We start from the raw sequence: 10,031 nt of genomic DNA, 5'->3' as shown, positions 1-10,031 counted from the left end.
ATATATAAATACATGCCGTTACGTAAAGATTTCTTTGATAATCTTTTTATTCGTGGCACTCAAAAATACGCATTGAATGATCCATTCGAACTTAGACCTAGTAGTGAACTTGAATATAAAAAATTAGCAGATCATGCTTATTTTGAGTTTGCAATTATATCTTTGTCTGAAACCAATAATAATTTACTCATGTGGTCACATTATGCTGATCAACATAAAGGTATTGTTATTGAACTTGACGCTAAGCATGGTTTGTTTGAAAGTTATTTACCCTTCCCTACTACTACGTTTGATGATGAATTAGATACTGATGTATTAGATGAAGAAGAAATTAAAAAGCGAGCATCTATTAATTCAGGGAAAATACAGCGTGTTAGATATAATACCCAAAGGCCAACCTATAACCAATTTGAAAATATATTGGAACATTTCTTAGTAAAATGTGACGAATGGATTTATGAGAAAGAACACCGGATTATACTACCATTAGTAACAGCTGACCGTATAATCGTTCATGAAGACCATCTATCCGATATAGAGTTCTATGTCCAGTCACCAGAAGTACTCGAAGAACTTGATCTTGGTAATGGTATGCACATGATTAATCTAAAAGAGCCTTTGATTTATGAGGCTGAAACGTTAATTCGTGAAGATGAGGAGTATATTAGCCGTGAGGAATTAATTTTAGCATTTGTAGATAATATCATTAATGAATATCTACAGCGTATTTCCGAAGATCCTAGAACGATATTTCTTTATAAAGTACCAGCGGAAGCTATAAAATCTATTTATTTTGGATGCAAAGTTGATTTAAATGAGATGCAGTGTGTTATTAACAAAATAAAAACAAACGATTCATTGAAACACATTAAATTGTATCAGGCGGAAGTCAGTAACGAACGTTTTGAATTAAACTTCAAAACTCACAAAAGCAAGCATCAGACAAATTAACCGAGTAGGATCCAATTTTCTGCTGTTGCAAGCGTTAGAAAAATTCAATAGATTACGATGGAAAAATTATTTGATTTTGTACTGAAAGTTATTGAGGCACTAAAGCCCAAGTTTTATAACAAACTTACGTGGTTGATAGTTGTCGGTGGTCTATCTCTAATGAGTACCCCTCTCTGGTTAGGAATAGTGAACAATCTATTTGAAGCCCAGTTTCAAATTTCTATTACAGACAACTCCGATACCACCTGGGGCTTTGCACTTTGCTGTTTGGGTCTTTCGTATCACTTAATGAGTACTGGGTTGCATGAAGTTGCCGTTACAATAAAATCTAAAGCTCGCTTAGAAAAAGAATATTCTCACGATGTCCAAGTTTTCAATGAACTTCATGAATTACTAGATGAGCCATATCTAGAAAAGCTCATTGCTAATATTGAAACTAATGACGCTATATATACCGAAGAGTTAAATAAATTATCTCACTTTACTGAGGTTGCTAGTTCATCGGGCAAGCAATTTATTTCTAGCCAGTTAAAAGTAGCTACTACTGAGCTTGTTCAGTCGCTTGTGGAGTTTCGTATTCTGGTTAGCCAGAAGTTTGATGAGTACCCTTACGATCAGTGTGTAGACAACTATCGGATGTGTTTAGCCCCAGAAGTTAATCCCGATAGAGCGGGATGTATGCGAGACATTCAAGAGTACCGCTTGTTGATTAATATTATGATGGAAAAAACCAAAAATATATCGACTAGTTACAAAGTCTGGAGAACAGCAGTCAAAGAGTTGCTGTATGTGTGATCATACACAATTTGTCTAACAAGCAGTTTATGGGTGGGACTCATAATAACTTGCTCGGGTTCGTTCCTCATCAGTTTAGCAAGCTAATACTCGCCCCATAACCGGGCGTTATATGCAAAATCCAGATGTCCATCACAAACCTTGACTTACCTCATATTGTACAGGTGGGTATACTATTCAAAAGTTGAATGAAATTTAGTGTATAGATATGAGCTGGTTGACTGATGTACTTTCTACTCTCTTTTCTGGTATTGGAGTGAAGTTCTTATTTAGAGAAAAATCGGTGAAAACAGACTCACCGCCAATCACAATCAATAATTGTGTAAATGTAAATACAGAAAGCGACCTAGTTAAAGGAAACCAACTAAACGATAGTAAGCGCTATGCTGGTGTAGTTGGCGCAAGGCATAAGAAGCTACGAGAAGATATCTTAGGTATTAGCATTCGTGAAATGGCGTTGTTTTATGGACTGCATACAGTTTCTGAGCTTGAAGACTATGAAGAAGGAAGTAAAGAGTTACCTCAGTGGCTGATTGCTGATGCTATAGAGTTCTTTTCATTACGTAGTGATTTTTTTGACGTCGAAAATACACAAGTATTTACTTACTTTGGTTCATCTCAATCTGTATTCGAGACATTTATTGATAATGGTTATAGACCAATTATTGCTTGTGAGCCATATCTAAACGAAGACCGACTTTGCCGATTTGTTTTCTTTAAAACTGAAAGGAACGTAAAAAGAATCGTATTATCCTCAGCACTTGGTTCTTTCAATTCAAGCAGCGGAGGAGGTCGAGGTCTTATCTTAGACCTGATTAAAGCAACAAGAGCTAAAGGTTTAACTCCCGAATCAGTAAGGGTAGTGAAGACTATAGATACCGAATGGAATGATATGCAGTATGGTAGGTTCTACGACAATCAGCTATTTAGCCGTTTTGGTGTGATAGACCTCGAAAATACAAGTATTTACTTAAATTGGTTCTTTGAGTTAGAAAAACACCAAGAACAAAATTGTATATAACAAGTAAAAATAAGTGTCGCGTAGCCGACACTTTATTTGGATGTTGAACAAGCCCGTTGCTTTATTAAGTAAATAGCTCGAATGCGCATAGGTGGGTGCTGCGTCTGGCACTTTTTCAGCGCGATCACAGCCCAGATATAGCAGATAAGCTGTCAGCTCAGTACTATGTGCTGTGAAGAGAAAAGTGGTGCTTGGCGAGATCAACGCCACAAAAGAATTGAGTAGACATGGTTACCTCCGGTATTAAAGGCCGCACCTAAGTGTGGCAGATCTTCAAGAGGGGGAATCCATGTCATTAGTTAGTTGCTTTGGAGAAGAAGTTTGAGTATCAATGAAATAGTAGCTTTGATTAAAGATGTTGTATTAGGGTTATATGCTCTAGGTACTTTTTCGTTAGCTATTTATGGCTTGAAAAGTTGGGCTCGTGAGCTCAAAGGAAAAGCTGATTTTGAGGTGTCTAGGAAGCTAATTCGTGCTGTATATAAGTTTCGGGATGAAATGGAATATTCTAGATCCCCTATGACATTAGCTCATGAGTTTCCTTCAGACTATGATCCAATGAATAAAACTTCAGAGTATCAGGCGAAATCTTGGTCATATGTATTCACAAACAGATGGAAGCCCGTTGTTGATGCAGTTCAAGAACTAGAAGCTCAAGGTTTAGAAGCCGAATCTTTATGGGGAAACGAAGTAAAGCAGCTCATACAGAACCTACGGAAGAATGCTCGTTTATTACGTGTTGGAATGCAGGCTGTTGTTGACGATGAAATGAATGGCCATGAAAATTTCAAGTGCAATCCAGACTTAGCAGTAAAAATGAGAAATCGTGTATGGAAACCAACTCTCGACGACGGAGACGAGATTACTGACTCAATTAGCTCTGCCGTAAAGGGATTAGAGAATTACCTCCGCCCTCATTTGAAACGCAACTAATTAACGCAACCTTCAATTTCAGGTAACGTCAAGTAGGCCAAGGAAAACAAGGAAAAATAATGGCATCATCAAGCAAAATAACTCCCTCTAGTCCTAGACTCGCGTCATTGTTGTCAGATGTCGAACGGGGAAACATTAAGATTCCTGTATTTCAAAGGGAATACATCTGGTCAGATGAGCAAATTATTAGCTTATTGGATTCAATATATAGGGGTTATCCTGTTGGTTCCCTTTTAATGTGGTCTACCAGAGAAGAGTTAAAACACGAAAGAAATGTTGGTGGTTTTTCATTACCTATAACTCCTGAAGATTATCCTGTAAACTATATTCTCGATGGACAGCAACGGCTTACAACATTGTATGGGGTTTTTCATTCCGATGAAAACACAGCCGACACAGAATTAGCTGATCGATTCAATATCTGTTATCTACCAGATGAGGATACCTTCGCCCATCATCTTGCAGCGGGCGGTAAGGATAAAATTCATTTAAACGCCATACTTGACACCACCAAACTACTCATTGAGCTTCCAAAGTTTAATGACGATCAGAAGGCAAAAATAGCAAAGCTTACTGAAGCATTTAAGGATTATGAATTTCCAATAGTAACTATCCGGGAGCGAACCAATAAAGAGGTTTGTAGTATCTTTCAAAGGATCAATTCATCGGGTACTCCATTAAGTAATCTAGAACTTTTGACCGCATGGACTTGGTCCGATCAATTTGACTTAAGAAGAGAAATAGAAGCTTTACTTGATAGTCTTAAAGATAAGGGCTACGAAGAAATAGACCAGCCCTTATTGATGAGGATGCTAGCCTCCCTTACTTGCGGGACAATCGACTCAGATGATCTAGTGGATGTTGATCCTGATGCATTAGTTGATGGAATGAAGTTACTTAAGAAATCTATAAAGGCAGCTGTCGATTTCTTAGAGGGCCAGCTAAAGATTAAAAATGTTGTATTTTTGCCCTTCCCAATCATGCTAATACCTATCGTAAATTTTTATGCTTTGATTCCAAAGCCTAATGCAATCCAGCTGAAACAGCTTAAAAAATGGTTTTGGCAATGTTCTCTTACATTGCGATACAAAGCTGGTACAAACCGCTTGGTTCTTGAAGATCTTGGAAAAATGGAAATAGTCGCCCAAGGAAGTTCTCCTTTTGACGGCACTCAAGCAATTGTTAAGAGTAATCTATTTTCCAGCACATGGAGAATCAATTCAACTGCTGCGAAAGCTGCACTTTGTTTAATGGCTCAGTTGAGGCCAAGATCATTTTTAACTGGCTCTGAGGTTGATTTAGGTACTGTATTATCATCCTATAATGCCAGGCAGTTTCATCACATATATCCTAAAGCATACTTGGCGGCTAATGGGGTTAACTTTCATCAAGCGAATGTTATTTCAAATATTTGCTTTCTTTCTGCCTCAGAAAACAATGCAATTAGTGATAAAAACCCTCAGGAATACTTCAAAGATATCCCTGACGATCACAGAACGGAAATATTTGAGGCAGCATTGATCCCTGACGAAGCAAGGAATGGTGATTTACCGTTTGAAGATTTTATTACATTAAGGACAGAAAAACTAATAGCTGTAGGGCAAAAACTTCTTGAAACTGGAAGTATTTAAATTTGAATAAGGCGTTCACCGGAAAAGCTGGTGAACGCAGCCACAGAAACTCCCCCGCTCGTCAAGCATCCGCAAAGCATATTGATTTTGATTTGGACTGCCGCTTTACATTCGTGTTGGGCTGACCGTTACCGATGCTATTTTTGAGGTGTGACTTGATAGATAAAGGTTTTAAGTCCATCTATATGTTCCGCTAAATCGCCTTTTACCTTTCGCCCCATTGCATCTAATATGAAATGCGCACCTTCTATTCTGGCTAATTTAGCTGCTGGGACAAAGTCACTGTCACCTGAAATTAAGATTATCTTGTTCGCGAGTTTCTTTAAAACTACGCTGGTAATATCGATACCTAGCTTCATATCGACCCCTTTTTGTCGAGGACGTAGAGAAACTTTATTCGGTTCTATGTCTTTGGGATCAACCTCACCACGGATAAGCTTATTGAAATTATGTACCTTATCTTTACGAATGAAACCCCATTCCTTATCAGAGGTACTTAGATGGCCCATACGACATGCTACATACGGTTGATGCGTTAAAGCCTCATGTAGATCATTTTTATATTTAGTGATGTCGCTTTTTGAAAAATCAATCTGTTTGTTAGTAATCGGATGGTGTGCTTTTAACGTTAGAGGTGGGCAATCATAGTAGTAGATGCGGTATAGATCTTCACCATTTTTGCGATCGACATGCTTTATCCAGTAGTGCCACATTTTCTTTGCGAGTTCTTCAGGAACCATTTTCATTTCAGGATCAACAGCCGATGTGAAAATTCGATTAAAGAAACCGGCATCAACAAAAATTGCAACAGTACGACGGGACATCTTAGCCTCATGAAACGAAAAAGCCTCTGGGTCGTCACATCCCGTATGGTGGGAGGAGTCGCCAAAGGCCGTATGTTCTGTTCAACAATGTTGTTCTACAGCGAATACTAGATCATTTAGTGCTTGGCTTGCAAGGAATGACAAATAATATACAGAACAGCCCAACTAATGTGTGTAGTGTTAGGGATAAGATAATGTAATTCAAATGTGCGACTGGCAATTTAGTGTGAATTGCGTTGTATAACAATCAACTATGTCCTCAATCACTAAATTTTGGCGAGTTTTTCATCCCACATCACGTCGTCTCTAAGCATCGAATTTAAGATCACTACCATATTGCGTACTATGAGGCGTTGTAGATCAAAGCGCTGAGCCTATCGATGCACCTCTGTCGACTGGCACAACTGCATCCAAGCCTCGGCGGTGCGTGAGACATAGCGCTCGCCGTGCCAGACTAAGCCGAGTTGCCATTCAATCGCTGGGCTTATCGGTTTCACAAGCAATAACTCACTGTCTTCCAAGCTGGCGCTGAGGCGCTGGCATAAGGGCGCGGGTAAAAACGCCACCCCTACACCACTTTTCACCAAGGCGGCTAAAAAGTCCCACTGACTGCTACGCGCGGCAATAGTCGGCTGATAGCCATGCTCTTCACAGCGGGCAATAATCCGATCGCTTAGAGTAAATTCAGCGCTATACAGATAAAACGGTTCGTCTTTCACTGCCTGCCACGTCAGGCTTTTTTGCGCACGCCACGCGGCTTGGTTAGGCAGCACTGCATAAATGGGGTGAGTTTGTAGGGGTAAACTTTGCAAGCACTCGGGCTGGGTGTCGGTGAGCATGGTGATTGCCACATCAATCTCACCATTGATCAGGGCTTGTTCGGTGCGCCGCCCGCCGTATTCGACAATACTGAGCGCCACATTTGGGTAGCGTTGTCGGTACTCACGCAGCACATTGGCATACAGCGGCCCTATCATCGGTGGCATCCCCAACCTGAGTTGGCCGCGCGCCAGTTGGTTAAGATCGTCCAGTTCGGTATTTAGCTGCTCGAACTCAGCAATAATGCTCTGCGCACGCTGATACACCACCTCACCAGCATCGGTTAACCAAAACCGCCTTCCCTCTCGGTGCAACAACGGCTGACCCACATCTTGCTCAAGATTACGCACCATTTTACTGATCGTCGGTTGCGTCACATGCAACGACGCCGATGCGGCAGTAAAGCTCTGCTGTTCCACTAAGGCAACAAAATAGCGCAACGCACGAATATCCATAAACGGCCCTTAAAAGCTGTCTGTTAACCATGCCATTTTGGCATAATTTGGGTAAAGCCTATGCGTTTACTCATCACAACCTTGAGCGGTGCATGCTAAACGACGTTGAGTCACCTTCGATTAGATTAAAAAACGAAGCTGGGCGAGCTCAGAGAAGACCAACTACGCACATTTTTGGGACATTCACTCAAGAAAGTGATTAACATCAGGCCAATAGCGAAATTCATGGCATCATAGCAAATATGAAAAAGTTAAAGGCTATTAGCCTCATTGTGCTTGGCGGGTTAGTAACATACTTCGCCATTAATGGCTTTACGCCCCAGGTCACATTGGATAAAAAAGTCCTAGATGTGCCTGTTTCTGAGTCGGTATCTGTAGTGGGGTATCGCAATAATGTTGGCGGCGCCACCATTCCCTTTCGCTATCACTTTTACGTTCGTGCAAACGAGTCACCATTAACCACACCATTTTTAATCTCGGGCACACCAGACGTGGATATTACCGCCAGAGACAGTCACTCGTTGATGATAAAAATGACTGGTGAGATCTTTCAGTTTACCAATGTTGTCTGGGTGAAGGATAAGCAAACCTTAGAACCTATCCACATCCAGATTGACGCGCAAAGCAAGGCAGAATAGAAATTATTCTATTCATCAAAATGCACATATCATTCTGAAAAGCTTATGGAATCAAGCATCGTTAGCTACTCTTTGCGCGGCGGTATAGCTCTGCTTTTCCACCAAGGCAATAAAATAGCGCAACGCACGAATATCCATAAACGGCCCCTAAAAGCTGTCTGTTAATCATGCCATTTTGGCATAGTTGATGGCGAAAAAAGCAGAGGAACTGGCACTTATTACCATGCGTCACTTGGTTACACTTTTGGCAGCATGAAGCAGTCTCTCATTAAGTCTCGCTCACCGCGTTTGATACCTGCTCCTTTTGCCAAACGCTCCCATTTAGACACGGCCTGGGCGACTTGACGATAAATTTTGTCAGCTGTTTTCACATCAAGTTGAAAGTACTCCGCCACCTCAAACGCTAGGTCAATATCTAAAGCATTATCTTTGTCGTCAATATTTAAGTGCAGACCGTGGGCATGTTGTGTTGAATTGATGTCGTAGGCGGGTGACAGTCGCCAACCTGTCATGTCAAAAATAAAGCCATGATTACGTAGGTGATCGTCACTATTGGCAACCATGATATTAAACAGCATACGTCTCCAAAGCTGTGCCAAGTCCGCCCGCGTATTAGAACCATTCTGGATAAGAAATTCCGCTAACTCTAAGTAGCTCGCTCCATCATCATTGCCATCGAAATATTCAAGCTGTGTCATTGCTGACGTAAATTGCAGTCTCCTGCCGTCATCGGTACGATCAAATCGCTTAGTCAGGAAAATATGGTGGTCTGAACCAATGGCCTGCACTTTACATTCAGCCATATTGATCCCAGAGTCCAAGGCCATTTGGTACACCAAGTATTCCCACAGGCCAATATCATAATCGTCATACCGACTTGGAAACTTTGCCAGCCATAAAGTACCATCGACATCTCTTACAGAAGCTTTCGGCCTAGCTCCGCCCAACGATGACCCTGGTGAGATAAGCATATTCAACCATTTGAGGTAGTCAGGATTATCAAAGTCGGGTTTGTCCTCGATGCCTTGCGCTGCACATTCTAGCTCCGCGAGTGAAGTCATAGCTGGAGTCGCCAGATCGTCATTGTCGTCAAGAAAATTGCCACCATGCTCGGTGCAAAATCTTAAAGCGCCCATTCTAAAAGAGTCATGAACACCGAGGAGATAATCGGTTTCGTATAATGTGTTCGCTCTACGTCCCTCAATGCGGGCTATAACAGCCTCTCGACGTTGCATCAGCAAGCGCCCCCATCGATCAGGGCAAGAATCCAAGAATATCTTGAAGTTTTTGTCGTCTTCAGCGTGCTGCTCGCCACTATATAGATGAAGGCAAGGGTCGATTTGAGAAGCATACTTAGATTTAAGCCAGGTCTTGTCATAGCAAAAGCTGAAATGCTCTTTACCACGGATTCGCGATGCTCTCAGTGTCCCAATAAACAAGGGCGGCTCAGTTTCAATCCAATCGGCGTAGACAAAGATTTCCATTCGTTTGATGCCCTATCGTCTCGTTTTCAACAACTCGATATCTTGCAGTTTCCTACCAAGTTCATCATCGAGCGCGACTTTACCTAGATCGTCTGACAAACCGAGTACGGCGAGCACATTAACATAATGGCCTAACGACACTGTCGGATCGCCTTTTGTGATTTTTCGTAGCGTTGGTTTCGAAATCCCTGTGCGCTGATGCATTCTATCTTGACTGATCCCTCGACGTTTCATCGCCAATAAGATGTTTTCACCCAATTGATGCAATATTTTCATCTGCCGCGGGAACACAGTGGCACCGCGTTTGGGTGGCGCTTCCTTATCATACTTCACCATAATGAAACTAAAACTCGATAAAAACTCAATATGTAAAAATATAGTTTCACATTTAAAAGAAATCAAAGACAATCTGCTAAGACTCGATTTGTCAAAGACAACATGACGGACTGCCCATAAAAATGAAACTATAAATTATCTTTA

General features: G+C 41.1%; 10 protein-coding genes. 6 read left to right on the top strand and 4 right to left on the bottom strand.

All coding sequences use genetic code 11. The features are described from left to right. From BZG23_RS11965 to BZG23_RS11945, 5 genes are all read left to right on the top strand, one after another. The coding region (locus BZG23_RS11965) for a DUF2971 domain-containing protein (protein WP_206744512.1) at positions 1-951 on the top strand (951 nt) is incomplete at its 5' end. Positions 952-1,008: 57 nt separating this feature from the next. Continuing rightward, positions 1,009-1,746: a hypothetical protein gene (locus tag BZG23_RS11960; protein ID WP_077607064.1), complete on the top strand. Its 738-nt coding sequence runs from the start codon at positions 1,009-1,011 to the stop codon at positions 1,744-1,746. Between the two features lie 208 nt (positions 1,747-1,954). Further along, positions 1,955-2,767, top strand: coding sequence for a hypothetical protein (locus tag BZG23_RS11955; RefSeq protein ID WP_077607063.1), 813 nt, complete (start codon positions 1,955-1,957; stop codon positions 2,765-2,767). 321 nt (positions 2,768-3,088) lie between these two features. Beyond that, a complete protein-coding gene (locus BZG23_RS11950; protein WP_077607062.1) occupies positions 3,089-3,700 on the top strand; it encodes a hypothetical protein in 612 nt (203 codons plus the stop codon). Positions 3,701-3,759: 59 nt separating this feature from the next. Next, positions 3,760-5,331 (top strand): DUF262 domain-containing protein, encoded by a 1,572-nt coding sequence (locus tag BZG23_RS11945; protein ID WP_077607061.1) that lies wholly within the window; start codon positions 3,760-3,762, stop codon positions 5,329-5,331. Between the two features lie 137 nt (positions 5,332-5,468). Here the strand turns inward: BZG23_RS11945 and BZG23_RS11940 are convergent, their stop codons facing one another. Both BZG23_RS11940 and BZG23_RS11935 read right to left on the bottom strand, forming a co-directional pair. Continuing rightward, positions 5,469-6,155, bottom strand: a complete 687-nt coding sequence (locus BZG23_RS11940) for an NYN domain-containing protein (protein WP_077607060.1) — start codon at positions 6,153-6,155, stop codon at positions 5,469-5,471. A gap of 374 nt (positions 6,156-6,529) precedes the next feature. Further along, positions 6,530-7,429 carry a LysR family transcriptional regulator gene (locus BZG23_RS11935; protein ID WP_077607059.1) on the bottom strand — a complete coding sequence of 300 codons (900 nt, stop codon included), beginning with the start codon at positions 7,427-7,429 and terminating at the stop codon, positions 6,530-6,532. 242 nt (positions 7,430-7,671) lie between these two features. Between BZG23_RS11935 and BZG23_RS11930 the strand changes: the two genes are divergently transcribed. Beyond that, a complete protein-coding gene (locus tag BZG23_RS11930; protein WP_046075944.1) occupies positions 7,672-8,067 on the top strand; it encodes a hypothetical protein in 396 nt (131 codons plus the stop codon). A 236-nt stretch (positions 8,068-8,303) separates the two neighbouring features. Here the strand turns inward: BZG23_RS11930 and BZG23_RS11925 are convergent, their stop codons facing one another. Together BZG23_RS11925 and BZG23_RS11920 are read right to left on the bottom strand one after the other, a co-directional pair. Then, the gene (locus tag BZG23_RS11925) at positions 8,304-9,551 is read right to left on the bottom strand and encodes a type II toxin-antitoxin system HipA family toxin (RefSeq protein ID WP_077607058.1); all 1,248 of its coding nucleotides are present in this window, start codon (positions 9,549-9,551) and stop codon (positions 8,304-8,306) included. Positions 9,552-9,563: 12 nt separating this feature from the next. Then, the gene (locus tag BZG23_RS11920; RefSeq protein WP_241837215.1) at positions 9,564-9,827 is read right to left on the bottom strand and encodes a helix-turn-helix domain-containing protein; all 264 of its coding nucleotides are present in this window, start codon (positions 9,825-9,827) and stop codon (positions 9,564-9,566) included. Positions 9,828-10,031: the final 204 nt, after the last annotated feature.

Source organism: Salinivibrio sp. ML290 (assembly GCF_001995695.1).
Lineage (GTDB): Bacteria > Pseudomonadota > Gammaproteobacteria > Enterobacterales > Vibrionaceae > Salinivibrio > Salinivibrio siamensis.
This window is presented reverse-complemented; position numbering and strand designations above follow the sequence as displayed.

Coding starts and splice junctions, on each gene's coding strand:
- BZG23_RS11960 (WP_077607064.1), top strand. CDS start 1,009: ATGGAAAAATTATTTGATTTTGTACTGAAAGTTATTGAGGCACTAAAG.
- BZG23_RS11955 (WP_077607063.1), top strand. CDS start 1,955: ATGAGCTGGTTGACTGATGTACTTTCTACTCTCTTTTCTGGTATTGGA.
- BZG23_RS11945 (WP_077607061.1), top strand. CDS start 3,760: ATGGCATCATCAAGCAAAATAACTCCCTCTAGTCCTAGACTCGCGTCA.
- BZG23_RS11940 (WP_077607060.1), bottom strand. CDS start 6,155: ATGTCCCGTCGTACTGTTGCAATTTTTGTTGATGCCGGTTTCTTTAAT.
- BZG23_RS11935 (WP_077607059.1), bottom strand. CDS start 7,429: ATGGATATTCGTGCGTTGCGCTATTTTGTTGCCTTAGTGGAACAGCAG.
- BZG23_RS11930 (WP_046075944.1), top strand. CDS start 7,672: ATGAAAAAGTTAAAGGCTATTAGCCTCATTGTGCTTGGCGGGTTAGTA.
- BZG23_RS11925 (WP_077607058.1), bottom strand. CDS start 9,551: ATGGAAATCTTTGTCTACGCCGATTGGATTGAAACTGAGCCGCCCTTG.
- BZG23_RS11920 (WP_241837215.1), bottom strand. CDS start 9,827: ATGAAAATATTGCATCAATTGGGTGAAAACATCTTATTGGCGATGAAA.